Raw genomic sequence first — 16,191 nt, 5'->3', positions numbered from 1 at the left:
CTGTATACCTCTACTCTGATTTTTTGTGATGTTTTTCTAACCTTTTAAAAACATTGAGAACCAAAAAAGTCAGGATAGCACTGATTAATCCTAACTGCCATAAACCACAGCCAGCAGCAATTCCCAATGCAGACGAAACCCAAATAGCCGCTGCTGAGGTGAGTCCGTGAATTTCAAATTGCTGTGATTCTTGGGAAGATTGACGCACAATTTCTCCAGCACCGAGAAATCCTACACCAGCCGCAATCCCTTGAATCACACGGCTAAGTGCATCAGGGCTATTTTGTAGTCCCTCTGTTTGCATGATTATCAAGGTAAATAAGGCTGAACCTAAACTCACCAGCATGTGAGTTCTTAAACCCGCTGGTTTGCGCCTAATTTGACGTTCTAAGCCGATGATTGCTCCAACCAGCAATGCAATACATAGCCGGAAGCTGATATTCAGCCAATCATTAGTTGCAAGGTAGTAAGTGTTTGACAATGTTTAGTCTGATATGGAGAATTCTATATACTGGGTTAAATCGTAATATTTTATAAAAATAGTACAAAACTATTCTAATGTTTTATTAATGGAGTTTAATCCAATGGGTGTAGTGCAATAGCCTATCTCGTATTTTGATTTTATCAATTTAGGAATGGTTTTGAAACGGAGAATTAATATTTTCTATTATTAGGATTATTTTTCAATAAGATATTATTCTGGTCAATAAATGGAGATTTGCATTGATTTGCATTATGAAATTGTGGCAACGATCGCCCCGTGATCGATTGCATAAATTTTAAGTTTACTAAATACTTTTTTGGCTATTTAAAATGACTGAGAAACAAAATTATACCTTAAGTTGTTTAACCCATACACTCAATAATTAAATATGATACCACCATGTACAACTCGAGCAAATTAGCTATATAGCGTATTTCCAGTTACTTAAGTACACAACGATTCGTCTCAAAGCCAGATGTAAAGCCTGTTTTACTTCTAACTCCTGAATTATGAATTCTCCTGTATCCTGCTTCAAAACCCGTAACTTTGTAATTCATGCAAAAGAAAACTGCTGTCAGCCCTGAGTACTTTTTATTCAGAAGTCAGTGGATTAACCTGATAACATACCAAAAAGAAATGGCTGTGCCTACAAATAGACAACTAACAAATTGAGTGAATAAACTCTACTGGCTAGATCAAATTAAACTACAAGACCGTGCCAAAGTAGGTGACAAAGCCTTTTACTTGAGCAAAATTATCCAGCGTGGCTATCCGGTAATGCCTGGTTTTGTAGTTTCGACAGAAATTTTACGGCAATTTCTCGAAAATCTCAATAGTTCAGAATCATTAGTAGCTGACTTACCCCATTCTTCGCTACACCTGGATGTCACTAATTGGCGTCAACTTCAGCAGGTGGCTAGTCGCTTGCGCCAAGAAATTCTGACTGCGACTGTAACCCAGGAGTGGGTGAGTCCAATTTTCCAAGCCGCTAGAGAATGGCAAACTAGCTGTTTGATTCTTCGACCTTCCTTGGCAGTATCAACTGCTACGCCAGGTATAAACAACAATATATCGGGTTTACTAGAGTCGGTATTTTGCCGATGCGAACCGGAAGCGATCGCACTGGCTCTAAAGCGTACCTGGAGTCAAATATTTCGGGCCCGGAGTCTATTATATTGGCAGCACTTAGGAATTAATCTGCAACAAATTAATCTCGCAGTTTTAGTGCAACCTGTTGAAAATGCGATCGCCAGTGGTTCGCTCACAACCAATGCCTCTGGCTGGGAAATTGAAGCTACTTTGGGATTAGGAATTGCGATCGCTCTTGGCGAAGTACAGCCAGATGTTTACTATATTCAACCGGGAAGTGGGGTTGTGCTTGAGCAACAACTGGGCAATAAAATGCTGGCTTATGGCGTTGATGATGCAGCCTCTGGAGTTTTTTTGCAACCCGTGCCGAACTCAGCGTTAACACCAGATCATACCTGTCTGATTACCTATATGCTTCCAGAAGCACAACAAAAACAGTACTCTTTACAAGAAGAATACTTACAACAAATAATTGCTCTGGGAACTCAACTGATAAGCGAACTAGGTAAAACCTTTACCATTAAATGGACTATCACTCAACAAACGACATCTGGCAAGCTCTACATAACACAAGTGAGTCCTTCAAAATTAACTTCCCACACACACTTCATGAAGGGACTAGGAGCAGCAGGGGGACGTGTTGTAGCTACCGCATTGGTAATTATTAATCCGCAACAGAAACCCGAACAACTAGCTAAAGGAGTAATTTTAGTAGTACCAACGATCACACCTGATTGGTTGCCATTATTGCAACAAGTTGGTGGTATTATCACAGAACAAGGGGGATTAACCAGTCACGCGGCAATTCTAGCTAGAGAATTAGGTATTACAGCAGTAGTAAATGCGACCTCTGCTACAACTTTAATCCAAACTGGCGAACGATTGCTGCTTGATGGCGACAGAGGAGAAGTTTATCGCATCAAAGGAGACTCAAAGGAGGAGATGGAGAAAGGAAAAGAAGAAAATCTTCTTTCTTCCCATCACCCCAACCCGAAAGCGCCTCATCCTGCTGTTACGTCTCATCTACCTATGATTGCTACCCAACTGCTGGTTAACTTGAGTCAATCCACTTTAATTGAACAAGTGCAAAACATGCCTGTGGATGGAGTGGGATTGTTGCGTTCCGAATTGATGGTACTAAATATATTGAATGGGCAACATCCTAATAGTTGGATTTTAAGCGAGCGTCAGGCAGAATTGTTAGAGCTATGGTCTGAGCAGATTATGCAATTTGCTCGTGCTTTTGCACCAAGACCAGTTTTTTATCGTTCTTTAGATTGGCGATCGCAAGATTTACCATCATTGCGTGATAGTTTAGAATCTTCGCCACAATCGATGTTAGGTGAACGCGGCACCTTTAGCTATTTACGAAATCCCGCAGTATTTGAGTTGGAACTGCAAGCTTTGGCAAGTGTTCAGCAAGCTGGCTACAACAATGTCAATCTACTGTTGCCTTTTGTGCGAACTGTGGAAGAATTTGTCTTTTGCCGTCGCAAAGTTGAGCAAGCTCTTTTAACTGAGGTGTCACAGTTTCAATTGTGGATGATGGCAGAAGTGCCAAGCGTCTTGTTTTTACTACCAGAATATGTCAAAGCAGGCGCAGCCGGAATTTCTATTGGTACAAATGACCTGACCCAATTATTGCTAGGAGTGGATAGAGAACAAGGACAGCTAGCAAAAGTATTTAATGAGCGTCATCCGGCAGTTATGAGTGCGATCGCTCAACTGATCCAAATGGCTAAAAGTGCCGGTATACCTTGTTCAATCTGCGGTCAAGCACCAGCCCTCTATCCAGAAATCATCGATAAGTTAGTAGAATGGGGTATTACTTCCATTTCTGTTGAACCGGAAGCAGTCGAACGAACATATCAAGCGATCGCTCGTGCTGAACAGCGCTTAATTTTAGCAGCTGCACGACGCAAACTTCATTAGTTAGGAGTCATTCAATGATTCTAGCCGTAACAGCCATGTGTTGAAGTGGGGACACCTGCTCCGAATTACTTCTAGTCCAATTCGTTCAGCCAACTGTGGTGCAAAAGCAGGCTTCGCTTTTTCATAATCAGGAAACCGAGCGATGATGCGTTTACTGGGAGCTGTCTGCTGTCCGTCGTTGATCAACTCAGGTGTCTCATATTGATTAGCGATCGCCTGGAGAGCCTCAATCTCCCTTGTACGAAGAGCATCCAGATATTTAAAGCACGTTGGATCAGCAAAAAGGTATGCCTCGTATTCATGTAACTGAATGTACGGGAGAAATCGGTAATCACCGATATCCTCTGCAAAGCGTTGCTCTAGAAATTTGACCCGTTGTACAGGATTTTGGCGCAGACTCTCAGCTTCAGCGAATCCAGGAAAATCAGGAGCAATAGCATACAAATCAATCATCGTAGTAAAGAACACCTTAGAGCCTTTCTCTTGATTGAGAAAGCGCACGATGTCATCCTTCATAGGTTTGTACTTTCGACGACCACCGCGATGCACATGACCTTTCTTTCTGGCATGAGCAATCAGCATAATCTTGTCCATAAAAACACTATGTTGAGCAAGATATAGTTTTAGGATGTTATCGGCGAATGTTTGCTCAGTTTGTCCTTCAGCAAATAGGTAGAGGCGCACCATTAATGCGGCCCTTTGCCAATGATATTTTTCTCCCAGACTTCTCCTAGACTGTACTCGTCGAGCCAAGCTTCTAATTCTGTGGGATTAAGCCGCTTGAATTGCGACTCCTTACCTTCTCAACCGTCCAGCCATCATCTCATTAAGCATCTTGAAGAAGGAGATGAGATTGCTTTTGCCTGCTCCGTTCGCTCCAATCAAGATATTTAAAGGATGCAACTCAAGATCCATCGCCTTAATAGACTTGAATCCATTAATGGTTAATCGTTGCAGCCTGTTCAAAAGTCGGTCTCCTAAATCCGTAAGAGTGTATTTGCTTCCTCTTGTATAACACCCACAGACTTTTAGTAGAGCATTATTTTGATTTTGTGATTTTGCAAATAGAAAATCTAGAAAACCTTATGAGCAGATATTTTTTTAAATCTTGCACTATAAAGGAGCGAATAGTAATCATCGATGGTGTTGTATATAGCAGATTCAACTTTATACAACACCATCAAAATGTCAATATCGGTAAATTGCCGCAACGGCTGTGCTATATGGAATCTCTTCAAAAGGAACAGCGTAAACCGTGCCACCGTTTAATAAAGTATGAGCAGCAACAAAATCCAACAAATCCTCATCACCAGCTTCTTTTTCTGGGTGCAAATAAACCGTTTCTGAGGTTGGATCGAATAAACCCCATTGTTGCTGACCAACTGCAACTAGTAATGAATCCACGCGTTGGTAATAAGCTGCTGAGATAACTTCTTGGAGGTTGTTAGATGCTTTACCAGTATCACCACCAAACAATTCGTGAAATTGCTCCAAAACTGCTTGCTGTGACTTTTGGAAATCAGCCTCAACAATCGGCCAAGCTTGGTCATGTAACTCTTGGGCACTGAGAATTTCTGGATTACCAGTGATAGCTTCATCCATTAAATGCTGGTAAGTATTTGCCTGTCTATACACAGGCAAGAGATACTCTACCCCAGCCAGTACCAAAGGCGCTTTTTGCAATTTTAGTTTTTCGTATAATGCGCGATCAACAATTTGAAAGAATTGGAGGATGTCTTCTTGGCGTCTATCCCTGTCAGGGCTTCCCTGTCCGTGAAACGTACCTGGTTGCTGAAAAGAATTGGAGGTTCCCCCTTTTGATGTTGCAATCCGAAACTGACCTTCTTTAGCGGTATCATCTCTTTGCAGAGCTTCATCTAGACTTTTAGGCAGATTTTCTACTTCTACCTCTCTGACGTTGTAGCGTGTTCCTTCAAAGAACCTAACATCTTGTTGGCTCAAAGCCAGGATATAAAAGCGACCATTGCCATTTAAAATTGGTAGCAGTGGTTTGATGTGAAACCGGTCTGTAACCACAACCAACTCTTGAAAATCAATTGGCAGGGGATAATAGCGAAAAATATTGTCAGAAATAAAAATCGCCAGCCCTTGCTCTCCTATTTGCTCCCAAAACTCTTGGGTATCAATTTCCTGGGATTTTTCTAATAATGCGATCGCATCTTTCTCCTCCAAACCCGCATCAATTAAACGAGTCTCTGCTTCTTTGATCAAATTTTTAAAGCGAATTGGATCTTGTCGCACTTCTGGCCCGGCTGGGTGCGTTGGCATATAAATGGAAACACAATTTCCTTTTGGCTGTTCTATTAATGTCTTGATTTCCTCTTTAGAGATTAATTGCATATTATATCCTTCCTATCAACATGACTAGATACACCACATCAGAGCAGACCATCGATATTTAACGATCTGATAGGACATGATTCTCAGGTGATGGCGGTTGAAGTTCAACCGTTTGCTTCTGAGTTTATTTCACCTCAAGGAAGGTTTAGTTGCATCTTTCTTTTGATAGGCAATATTCATTAAGGGAATTACTAATTAAAACCCCAAATTTCAAAGCTAAAATCGGCACGTCGATCAAATGTTTGGCGTATTAGAGTTTGTGCGTCCTGAGTTCATCCCTATTCTGCTATTTGATTGGCTAAGACCTAAAGTTACTCGTTTCATAATCCAGTACAAACTTGCAAGTACCACAAAGGTGATAGCAATAATCACCAAGGGCTGTTTTCCCAGAATTTCTTCTACTCCCTTGGTAAGTAAGGCATCGGGTTGAGTAATAAAATCCCAACTGTTGAAACGCAAAAATCTCCCCCAATAAACACCAACAGCGCAGAGAAAATGTGTAATCGTCTCAACGCGCCAAATCCATTGGCTCTTGCCGATGCGATGTAAGTAGTGACCCCAATTAATTAACGATATTACATAAGCTTCAAATCCACTTAAAATTACTAGCAAATACAGAGGAATAAGTACTAAAGTAATCATCCACACCGATTGAATCGTGCGGATATCATCTATCAAGTGAATTACATCGGTCAACAAATATGGTGCATTTGGTAAGAAAGCATAGAAAACTAAAAATCCTAGCCACCAAAGCCAAGTGCCACCGCGCCTCATGCGAAATAGCCAGACACTCAAAGCCAAAGGTATAAAAGCCAGAAACAAATTCCAAGTCATCCAACTCATATTAATTTGCAAGACCTGCACGACTCTGGCTATCAATTCTTCTTTCATAGGTGCTTACTCGGAAGATGTTTGATTGATCTAGATTTACTCTGTAGTGTTAGTGTTAACTTTAGCGATTAAGTTTTTGTAGCCTACAAGAAAATTAATTTCCTCCAAACATCAGACAAGATTTTTATCTCAGTGAGAAGTAAAGACATACTGATATATGGTCGAAATTTAGAGTTTTTGTGTATTTTATGCTGGAGGATGAAATTTATCAATCAATCGGCTTAAGTCACTAGTATAGCCAGAAAATCATTAGGGTAAAGCATACTACCGAAAGGTGGTCTGACCAACAAAAACGCCGCGAATAACTTATGGTGGGCTTTTTTAATTGCAATGTATGCTCCTGTGCTAACTATTATATTGATTTCATTTTGCCCTGGTAGAGTTCCAGAAGCACCTAAAGTTTTTGTCAAGTTAGCCTTTGCTTAGGGGCGGGCGAGACGCCCACCCCACAATAAATAATTGGATATTTTTTATTTGAAAGTCCCTAACTAACGCAGTAGCACTCGACTACGGGGGCCGATCGCTTGTTTGGGTGAAGTGGGCATTATACAACTCTTGGCAGAATCCAGTGAACAAGCAGCTTGAGCAAGGGTTGCAGGGTTGACAACTATTTGATTGACCTCTAGGGAATTACCGCTACTGAATTCCATATTAGGTGTAGTAGAAAGTGATGGAGAATTAGATCCAGATGTATAGGTTGTAGGTGTCGAGGAAGCGATCGCACTACCACCACTAACTACAGATGCAGGAGCGATCGCACTACCACCACTAACTACAGGTGTAGGGGCGATCGCACCACCACTAACTACAGGTGTAGGGGCGATCGCACTACTATCAATTACTGATGGAGGAATGGGTGTACTACCACCGCTAATTACTGGTGGGGGAGTGGGTGTACTACCACTGCTAATTACTGGTGGGGGAGTGGGTGTACTAACACTACCGGTAGTTGGTGTAGGAGTTATGAGAGTTGCAGTTGCAGGTACTTTAATTTGTATTCTTGCCAGGGGTGCGTTAGTCATTTCCAAAGATGTTACCTTTGGCGAACCTGGGAGATCGGATTTGAAATCAAAGACTGTGGGGGTGGCGCTACCATTGCGATCGCTATATCGGACTCCATATCCACTCACTTCAAAAGTGCCCTGATACTGGTTTCCAGTGTTTGGATCGGTGACAATACCAGTGTATAAGGCTTTGGTGAGATTAAATTCATCCTGAACTACTCCTTGAAATGTAGTTCCTGCCAATTGTCCTTGGTATTTATAGGGTGTCAACTCACCGCCAGAAAGAATTGGAGAAGTCAGAACGCCATTAAAGGAGACAATCGGAATGCCTTTAAAGTCAACAAAATAATGCAGACTACCATCAGAGCGTGTTTGTACCTGCACATAGTCTGACTTGTATATAGGAACGTAATTAGGATTGTTTTTAGTTCCTAAGTTCCGCGAGTAAGTCCCCGTATCGTCTGTATCAATGCGAGTAGTGCTTTGATTAAAATTGGGATTATTTCTGGGGAGTTGGATAGTACCTGATAATGTGCCAGTACTTTGAATTGTGAATTGAGCAGAAGCACTTGTTCCACCTAAACCGATGAAGACTGCGGCTAAACTGCTGCTGCTAACAAGAACACAACCCAACTGAACTGATGAATTTAATTTCATGAAAAATTTGCTCCTTTAATCACATATAAAAAAAATACGCGTAGGTTTACGCATGACTTTTCCTTGCTCCTAATGGATCGTGAAAGCATCTAATACTGATAAATTCAGTATTAAAATAGCGTATTTTGTTACGTTTACATCAGTACAAAATTAAAACCGGAAACTTGCTCTTAATGTCCCAACGATTAATGCATCGTTAGCGGCATTGTGATCGGGATTGAAAATAACGAATAAGCCTGGAGTCAAGGCGATATTGTCGCTCAGTTGGGCGCGGTAAAAAACTTCTACGTGAATTGATGTGTCACTACGTCCACCTGCTGTCCCCCCATCAGAAAAGTTGGGAAAATTGAAGCCGTCGGCTAAAGTACTGGAAGTAATTTTGGGTGGTTGTCCAACGAGAACGCCTCCTAAATTCCCAGGACGCAACAAATTAGGAAAAGCCGCGAACACCATCCAGTTAGTAGTTTCTACACTTCCAGAAAGGTTAGATGGTTTGGAGGAAGTAAAGCCACCCCAACCGCCCAAATGCAAGTTAGGGTTAATTCGCCAAGCAACGGTAGCGCCAATGGCTTGGGTATCGAAAGCTGTAGGATCTGCAAAAGGTGAAATCAGTTGAGAATCGCCAGTACCACCTCCCAGTAAGCCATCTGGGGAGTGGGAATAAAGATAATGTACGCCGACATCGATATTATTTGTGGGTGCTAAACTTAACTGAGCGCCAGCAGTATATCTACCGCCAAATAGTCCGCCCTGCTTGGTGTCGCTAGGAAAATTGGGTATTTCTGCACTATAAACGCCTTGCAAACTGATGCGATCGCTAATCTGCCAGTCAAAGCCTATACCACCACTGCCGTTACCAATACTTAAAATCGGGTTGCGCTGACCAAATAGAGAAATTGCACCATCGCTAGAACCTTCTAAAGGGCTAATACCGCGAAAGGTGTTAATCGGGTTGACTCCCGCCGTACCTACAACAATTCCCAAGTTCTCCGAGGCCAGAAATCGATAAGATAAGTCACTAACAACTAGATTGTTGTCTGTATTTGACTCGAAACCCAAGCGCCCCATATTGGTAGATAACAACGATGCATTAGAACCCAAATTACCCGCAGCCAGACCTGTTAGTAGCAAATCTCGCCCTGTAAATGAAGTTGCTAAGGTTAGTTGGGCGCTACTTGTAAAAGTCAGATTAGTTTTTCCCTGGCGTTCAGGTACTCCATCTCTAGGAAACAAATCGACATCGGGGCTATTGGTTCCTTGAACGCTAAAAATGGCTTGACCAAATAATCTGGTTGTTGTGGAAAACCGATTTCCTTGTAATTCACTAGTCTGCTTTTCCACAACTTCGACGCGCTGCTGTAATTGCTGCAACTCTGATTTGAACTCGCCTTGCAATCTTTGCAGCAAGATTAAATCTTCATTATTAACAGTATTAATTTTATTGTTAGCGTAGGCGTAGCCCGCACTTCGGCTGCGCCCTTCTCTACGAGAGGCTGCGCCAACGGCTACGCTCAGGACAGGCTCAGTGACCACCGCAGGCATCGCATCGTTAATCTTCTCCAAACAAGCACTTAAACCAGCCGCAAATTCATAACGGCTGATGCTACGATTCCCTAGATAAGTTCCATCAGCGTATCCTGCAATGCAGCCATAGCGTTCTACTAAAGACTGCAAAGCACCAAAAGACCAGTCGGAGGGTTGCACATCCTGGAGTTGCGATACTGAGGTGACTTGAGACATTGGGTTGTCTGAGTCTGGAGGATGAGGAGATTGGGAAAATTCTTCTGTACTTTCCTGGTTCTGTACAGCTTCTGTTACAGATTGAGTATCTTTTAATTCAGGTAAGTTAGGTGAACTGATGAATTGAATTTTGTCTCTACTTTTTCTAAGTATATTCTCGTACTTACTTTTTATCGCTGACGAGGTGGTTATATCTGGTTGCACGAATTCAGGTGGTGTAATTTCAGCAGGTGAGACAACTTGAGATAAATTATCCTGTGTTGACTGCTGCACCGGATTTTCTGGCAGAATTACGGACTTTTCTGGTAAATTGACCGCAGATATTGGCACTGTTGTCAGCACACTCGCCATCAGTAGACTCATATCACTCCTGGTATTTCATTTGACTTGCACCAATACTTCTTTTGACAGATAAAGTTGGTGTATATCAGGAAAATTTTTGAAAAAAAAGTGATAAAAGTTACCCTGAATCAGAGTGTTAAGGGAAAGCAGGGGAGCAGAGGGGCAGGAAATGAGGGGACAAGGAGATAAGAAGATAAACAAAACTCCTAACTATTAACTCTTAACTCCTAACTCAGCACTCAGCACTCAGCACTCAGCACTCCTAACGCCCAATGCCCCAGATAGGATAGATTATTCTGGCTCGCTACAATACTTATTCATCTGATTCACTAATGTATCTGACTGTTTGCCAAAAGTTGTAGCTGTTGTCAGTGCTGAATCAATTTCGGCTCTAGCCTTTTGGATTTTTGCTCTTCCAGATTCTGAGGCTTGTGCTGTCTTGGTTGCACCAAGCGCCTTACCTGCTTTGGCGATCGCTTGACTAAGATTTTGAAAAATCTTCACAAAACCGCTTTGAAATTCTTTCAGCTTCGGATCTTTTAGCTTCAGTTCTCCAATGGATTTAGTCACAAAGTCTAAATCTTTAGATAGCTGTATGCTAGTTATCACTTGCGTTCCTTTACTTTTATCAATTAGAGAAGTTCCAGCATTCACAACTCGAATCAGTCGTTGGCACTGGGAAACTTTATTGTCACTGCAACTAGCAACTAACAAAGCAATACTTAGACTCACAGGAGCAAGAACAGTATATTTACGTAAAACAGACATTAACACCCCAACAGCAATTCAACCCACAATATAGTATCCAATATTACGGGGAAATGGGAGGATTGGGCAGAAGAGGCAGGGGGGCAGAGGGGCAGAGGGGAAAAGGGGCGGCACTTCTCTACGAGACGTTGCGCGTAGCTTGCTTCCCTGGAGGGGTACGGCTACGCTCAGTGAGCGAGGGGCAGAGGGGAAAAACTTACTGTAATTTCTCCCCTGCTCCCCTGCTCCCCTGCTCCCCTGCTCCCCTGCCCAATGCCCCATGCCTAAATCACCAATCTATCGGCAAACCCAACTGGTCTAAAGTAGTACCATCTTGTAACAGTGCTTGAATATCGCTGTCTATTTGAATACGGCCACCAGACAGTACCAAAGCGCGTTGAGTAACTCTGCCTAACCAATTTAGATCGTGGGAAGCAATTAAAATCGCTTGCACGGGTAACTTTAATAATACTTGCCCCAAATGACGACGCCATGCTGGATCGAGACCGTTAGTCGGCTCATCCAAAATTAGAATTGTTGGTTCTAGGGCTAAAATCGAGGCTAGGGCGGCTAGGCGTCTTTGTCCACCAGAAAGTTCGTGGGCGGAACGATTGGCGTAGGCTTCTAGACCAAAATCAGCTAATAACTGGCGGGCGCGATCGCTAGCCTCTGCTGCTGACATCCCATAGTTACGTGGCCCAAAGGTAATATCTTCTAAGATGGTGGGCATAAATAGTTGGTCGTTGGCGTCTTGGAAGCTAAAGCCAATTTGACGACGCACTTGGGGTAAAGTTTGCGGTTCTACAGGGATGCCATTAATGGTAATTTTTCCTGTTTGTGGTTGTTTTAAGCCGATTAAGTTCTCCAACAAGGTGCTTTTTCCAGAACCTGTTGCTCCCATCAATGCAACGCGATCGCCTTTGTTCAAGGTAAAAGATATTTCCTGTAATACTGGCTCCTGGCGAGAATATGAATACACCAGGTTCTCAACCTCGACTACAGCTGCATGGGGGTTATGGGTTGATAATTGGGGATTAGAAGTTAATGATTTCAAAATTTACAAACTCAATATGTAAGGGAGTAGAGAGGCGATTAATCGCGTCTTAGGTAGAGACACGATTAGTCGCGTCTCTAGTAGGGAGTGGGTTAAATTTTGTAAGAAGTTAGGGTTACACTAGCAGCGATCGCCCAAGCTAGTAACAGGGCAAAACGTTCTTTTGGTCTGAGGGTAGAATCTATGGGTAATTGTCCGTTGTAACCACGAGCTACCATTGCCGCATAGACTCGCTCTGCTCGATCTAGACTACGGAGATACAAAGCTCCAATCATGGCTGCACTGGCATAGCGCAACCATCCCGTAGTTCCATTCAGACCTCGTAGTTGGGCGCTGCGCCGCATTCGCGTTACTTCTGAGAGCAAAATTTCCATATATTGCCCAGCTAATAACAAGTTTTCCTTTAAAGGTGCTGGTACTGGTAATGTTTTAAGGGCAATGCCGAAACTATGGGGCGGTAAGGTTAACAAAAAACTATTCATCGTCACCAGACAAACTAGCGAACGAACTAGCAAAAAACTGGCTCGCTCCCATCCCAAGGGCAATGCTAGCAATGACAAAAAAATCAATTCTGTGCCGAGTAATCCTCCCAATTGGCGAATTGGTACGCGCAAGAAGCAAGCCCATAAAAGTGCGATCGCGCCATATACACTTAGTCCATACCAGGCATGATGCTTTAATAAAGCTGCTCCCACCACAATCACTAGAGACAGTTGCAAGCGTAGCGGTAAGGAAAGTTTAAGCATTCTTCGGCTTCACTACCTTGGCAATTCCAAAGGCAACAGCAAAGCAAACCGCAGCTCCCACCAGTCCAGCGATACTAGTGCCAATTGGTCCCAAACCCTCAATTCCATAGTCAGCTAAGGGAGTCGGCACAATTATCCGTACTTTCTCAGCTAAGTCAATGAAGCCAGTATTTTCGGCAACTTTCTCCAAACCATCGGGCCATGCTGAAGCAAAGAGTGACAACACTCCCGCAATCAAGAAAATACTGACGATGGGCACTGACCAACCGCGAAACTCGTGCTGTTCGCCTGGTAACAAATCTGGTCTGGCGGTGGCCAGATAAGTTAGCACACCCCCAGTAATCATTCCTTCGCCAATACCAATCAAAATATGCACACCAGTCATGGCTGGTAAAACTATGGCTACCGGTGCAGTTCCTGAGAGGGCTAATTCAATGGCACAAGCGATCGCAGCTACCACTACACTTACACCCGCTGCTATACCAGCAGCCAAAGGTAAGCGCCCTTTAGATCCGCCAAACAACCGTTGCAAGGTTTCGGTTAAAACCCAGCCTACCCAAACACCAATCACTCCCATATTCAAAATATTTGCTCCCAAGGCAGTAATACCACCATCAGCAAATAACACAGCTTGAATAATTAAAACTGTGGCGATACACAAGGTTCCTGCCCAAGGACTGCCCAAAACGATCGCAGCTAAGGTTCCCCCTAACAAGTGACCACTAGTACCTCCTGCTACTGGAAAATTGATCATCTGGGCAGCAAAAATGAAGGCAGTGGTTAGTCCCAATATCGGGGCACGACGAATACCAAAAGCTTCTTGCGATCGCCCGAAGGCAACAAACAGTGCTGCCGCACTCGCTAAACCAGTAGCTCCAGCCACCGGAATAGAAACAAATCCATCAGGAATATGCATGATCTACCCTGTATTTTTAGAGGTTCATTTACTCAAAACAAGCAATAAAACTACGCCATCATTTTAATAACAAACAAAATTTTTCTCTTTTTTGCAATGCCCTATTGGGGGATTTTATAATGTTACTTTTGACATATTTTCAATCCAGTGTCTACTAAATAGTATACTTATTTAGTAACATATTAATTTTTGTTAATCTTAATTTTTTATATTGCTAAATCTTGACAAATCTTCCAAAACGAGACTGTACATATCTAGTCTCATTTGGTTCATCAAATTACTCCTAAAAACAAGTAATAAAGAAACATTCACTGCCTCTTACCCTTATGGAGTAGTTCGTTTTTTCAAAAATAAAATAGAAATTTCTAGCTCTTTTACAGTTAAGAAGTAGCTAGAAGTATTTCTCAAAAGAATATTTTTATTTTTTTTTGTTTTGTAGTGTTTAACTAATTCAATCCTTGTTGCATCAAAAAATAAGTTTTTACGCGTGTAACAAGCTTATGTAATCAGCATTTGCACTTTATTCTTAACCTTGCTGTAAAAACAATAATCTATAAGCACATTAACAAAATTTTCGATACTCTATATTAGATTAATATTCCCTGTAGTATCATTAAAAAATTATAAAGATATGCTGAATAAACTGTATATTTGCTGACTTAGTTTACTTAAAAGTACAGGACATTTGGCTAAAAAATACGTAATTTTCCGTATAATATCATAAAAACAAGGGGTAAGATGTGAAATTTAGATGAAATTTAGGAAAATAGTGGGAATCGAAGTGCGGAAATTACTAAACTTTCAGGACAACTAACTGTAACGAAAGGATTCCTCAACTTTTAAGTAACTAGGTTCGGTCAATAAAGTTACCAGATGTTTGATTCTATTTTCCCCAGACTTTACACACCCTCGTTTTGCAATTTGGAATATGAAAACAAACTCATCGAACTCGCTGTTAACAGTATCAACTGGGCCACTAAAGATTTCAGAGTTGCCCCCCAACCCCGCGGGTACAGATGATAATTCTATTCATCTTTCTCTAGTAATTCCTACTTATAAAGAGCGCGACAACATCAAGAATGTAGTCATCATATTGAGTCAATTACTGGATGAATCTATTACAGGAAACTATGAACTAATAGTAGTAGATGATGATAGCCCAGACCGAACCTGGGAGATAGCGCAATCTTTGATGACAGAATACCCCCAGTTGCGGGTGATGCGACGCCAACACGAACGGGGACTGTCCTCAGCGGTGATTCGTGGGTGGCAAGCAGCTAGGGGGAGTGTGTTGGGGGTGATTGATGGAGATTTACAGCATCCACCAGAGATACTAATACAACTGTTGCGTAATATTGAGCAAGGAGCAGACTTGGCAGTTGCTAGCCGTCATGTAGAAGGAGGCGGTGTTAGTAGCTGGAGTTTTGTTAGGCGTTTCTTGTCTCGTGGCGCTCAGTTGTTAGGCTTGGTGATCTTACCGGGAGTATTGGGCAGAGTTTCTGACCCGATGAGTGGTTATTTTATGGTGCGCCGGAGTGCGATCGCAGGTGTAACACTCAATCCAGTTGGATATAAAATTCTCCTAGAAGTCATTGGTCGGGGAAAAGTAGACCAAGTTGCCGAGGTTGGGTATGTCTTTTGCGAACGCAAAGAGGGCGAGAGTAAAGTGACATGGAAGCAATATATAGATTACATCCACCACTTAGTGCGATTGCGTCTTTCCACTGGGCAAGTAGGACGATTGAGTAGAAAAGTCAATTTTCCCGTCGGTCGATTTGTCCGTTTTGGGTTTGTTGGCTTTAGTGGTGTGTTTGTGGATTTAACGGTGTTTCACTTGCTGCGTACTGTAATTCATTTAGGTTTAACTCGCAGTACGATTCTTTCGGCCGGAGTGGCAATTGTAAATAATTTTCTCTGGAATGATGTATGGACTTTTAGTGATATTTCTCAGGGTCAACGTGCTTTGCATCAACGTTTCAAGCGATTCTTAAAGTTCAGCGCGGTCTGTTTAGCAGGAGTTATATTACAAGCTTTAATAATTAACTTTCTCTATAATGTCTTGGAAATAAATCAGTATTTAGCTAAGTTGATAGCGATCGCAGTTGCTACCATCTGGAATTTCTGGATTAATTTGAAACTTAGCTGGCGCGTCACAGACGTGAAATAATCACAACGAGGGATTTGAGCTTTAGATTTTTGTTTTTAGATTTTAGAACGAACTTAAATCT

General features: G+C 42.2%; 13 protein-coding genes and 1 pseudogene. 2 read left to right on the top strand and 12 right to left on the bottom strand.

The window, feature by feature from the left end:
• Positions 1-10: 10 nt before the first annotated feature.
• Complete coding sequence (locus tag RMY16_RS02400) at positions 11-481, bottom strand: MgtC/SapB family protein (RefSeq protein WP_322735031.1); 471 nt, start codon at positions 479-481, stop codon at positions 11-13.
• Positions 482-1,156: 675 nt separating this feature from the next.
• On the opposite strand from RMY16_RS02400, the gene RMY16_RS02395 reads away from it, so the two are divergent.
• Complete coding sequence (locus RMY16_RS02395; protein WP_322735030.1) at positions 1,157-3,505, top strand: putative PEP-binding protein; 2,349 nt, start codon at positions 1,157-1,159, stop codon at positions 3,503-3,505.
• Here the strand turns inward: RMY16_RS02395 and RMY16_RS02390 are convergent, their stop codons facing one another.
• The 11 genes and pseudogenes from RMY16_RS02390 to RMY16_RS02340 form a co-directional block, all read right to left on the bottom strand.
• Positions 3,506-4,192 carry a DUF4276 family protein gene (locus RMY16_RS02390; RefSeq protein ID WP_322735029.1) on the bottom strand — a complete coding sequence of 229 codons (687 nt, stop codon included), beginning with the start codon at positions 4,190-4,192 and terminating at the stop codon, positions 3,506-3,508.
• Between the two features lie 111 nt (positions 4,193-4,303).
• Positions 4,304-4,462, bottom strand: a pseudogene (locus RMY16_RS02385) (AAA family ATPase); the annotation flags it as partial.
• Positions 4,463-4,693: 231 nt separating this feature from the next.
• Positions 4,694-5,866 carry a hypothetical protein gene (locus RMY16_RS02380; RefSeq protein ID WP_322735027.1) on the bottom strand — a complete coding sequence of 391 codons (1,173 nt, stop codon included), beginning with the start codon at positions 5,864-5,866 and terminating at the stop codon, positions 4,694-4,696.
• Positions 5,867-6,100: 234 nt separating this feature from the next.
• A complete protein-coding gene (locus RMY16_RS02375; RefSeq protein WP_322735026.1) occupies positions 6,101-6,757 on the bottom strand; it encodes a DUF1361 domain-containing protein in 657 nt (218 codons plus the stop codon).
• 221 nt (positions 6,758-6,978) lie between these two features.
• On the bottom strand, positions 6,979-7,167 hold the full coding sequence (locus RMY16_RS02370; RefSeq protein ID WP_322735025.1) for a hypothetical protein: 189 nt from the start codon (positions 7,165-7,167) through the stop codon (positions 6,979-6,981).
• 78 nt (positions 7,168-7,245) lie between these two features.
• On the bottom strand, positions 7,246-8,418 hold the full coding sequence (locus tag RMY16_RS02365; RefSeq protein ID WP_322735024.1) for a hypothetical protein: 1,173 nt from the start codon (positions 8,416-8,418) through the stop codon (positions 7,246-7,248).
• Between the two features lie 150 nt (positions 8,419-8,568).
• Positions 8,569-10,521, bottom strand: a complete 1,953-nt coding sequence (locus tag RMY16_RS02360) for an iron uptake porin (protein WP_322735023.1) — start codon at positions 10,519-10,521, stop codon at positions 8,569-8,571.
• A gap of 270 nt (positions 10,522-10,791) precedes the next feature.
• Complete coding sequence (locus tag RMY16_RS02355) at positions 10,792-11,268, bottom strand: hypothetical protein (protein ID WP_322735022.1); 477 nt, start codon at positions 11,266-11,268, stop codon at positions 10,792-10,794.
• Between the two features lie 268 nt (positions 11,269-11,536).
• Entirely contained in the window at positions 11,537-12,301 is a 765-nt protein-coding gene (locus tag RMY16_RS02350; protein WP_322663027.1) for an ABC transporter ATP-binding protein, read from the bottom strand.
• Between the two features lie 92 nt (positions 12,302-12,393).
• Positions 12,394-13,047: an energy-coupling factor transporter transmembrane component T family protein gene (locus RMY16_RS02345; protein ID WP_292741072.1), complete on the bottom strand. Its 654-nt coding sequence runs from the start codon at positions 13,045-13,047 to the stop codon at positions 12,394-12,396.
• Complete coding sequence (locus tag RMY16_RS02340; RefSeq protein WP_322735021.1) at positions 13,040-13,963, bottom strand: energy-coupling factor ABC transporter permease; 924 nt, start codon at positions 13,961-13,963, stop codon at positions 13,040-13,042. The genes RMY16_RS02345 and RMY16_RS02340 overlap by 8 nt, the downstream gene beginning before the upstream one ends.
• Positions 13,964-14,891: 928 nt before the next feature.
• On the opposite strand from RMY16_RS02340, the gene RMY16_RS02335 reads away from it, so the two are divergent.
• Positions 14,892-16,130, top strand: a complete 1,239-nt coding sequence (locus RMY16_RS02335; RefSeq protein WP_322735020.1) for a glycosyltransferase family 2 protein — start codon at positions 14,892-14,894, stop codon at positions 16,128-16,130.
• Positions 16,131-16,191 lie beyond the last annotated feature (61 nt).

Source organism: Nostoc sp. DedQUE12b (assembly GCF_034530835.1).
GTDB lineage: Bacteria > Cyanobacteriota > Cyanobacteriia > Cyanobacteriales > Nostocaceae > Nostoc.
Note: the sequence above shows the minus strand (reverse complement) of the source record. Positions and strands in the feature narration are given on the sequence as shown.

Coding starts and splice junctions, on each gene's coding strand:
- RMY16_RS02360 (WP_322735023.1), bottom strand. CDS start 10,521: ATGAGTCTACTGATGGCGAGTGTGCTGACAACAGTGCCAATATCTGCG.
- RMY16_RS02380 (WP_322735027.1), bottom strand. CDS start 5,866: ATGCAATTAATCTCTAAAGAGGAAATCAAGACATTAATAGAACAGCCA.
- RMY16_RS02340 (WP_322735021.1), bottom strand. CDS start 13,963: ATGCATATTCCTGATGGATTTGTTTCTATTCCGGTGGCTGGAGCTACT.
- RMY16_RS02390 (WP_322735029.1), bottom strand. CDS start 4,192: ATGGTGCGCCTCTACCTATTTGCTGAAGGACAAACTGAGCAAACATTC.
- RMY16_RS02345 (WP_292741072.1), bottom strand. CDS start 13,047: ATGCTTAAACTTTCCTTACCGCTACGCTTGCAACTGTCTCTAGTGATT.
- RMY16_RS02365 (WP_322735024.1), bottom strand. CDS start 8,418: ATGAAATTAAATTCATCAGTTCAGTTGGGTTGTGTTCTTGTTAGCAGC.
- RMY16_RS02335 (WP_322735020.1), top strand. CDS start 14,892: ATGAAAACAAACTCATCGAACTCGCTGTTAACAGTATCAACTGGGCCA.
- RMY16_RS02355 (WP_322735022.1), bottom strand. CDS start 11,268: ATGTCTGTTTTACGTAAATATACTGTTCTTGCTCCTGTGAGTCTAAGT.
- RMY16_RS02375 (WP_322735026.1), bottom strand. CDS start 6,757: ATGAAAGAAGAATTGATAGCCAGAGTCGTGCAGGTCTTGCAAATTAAT.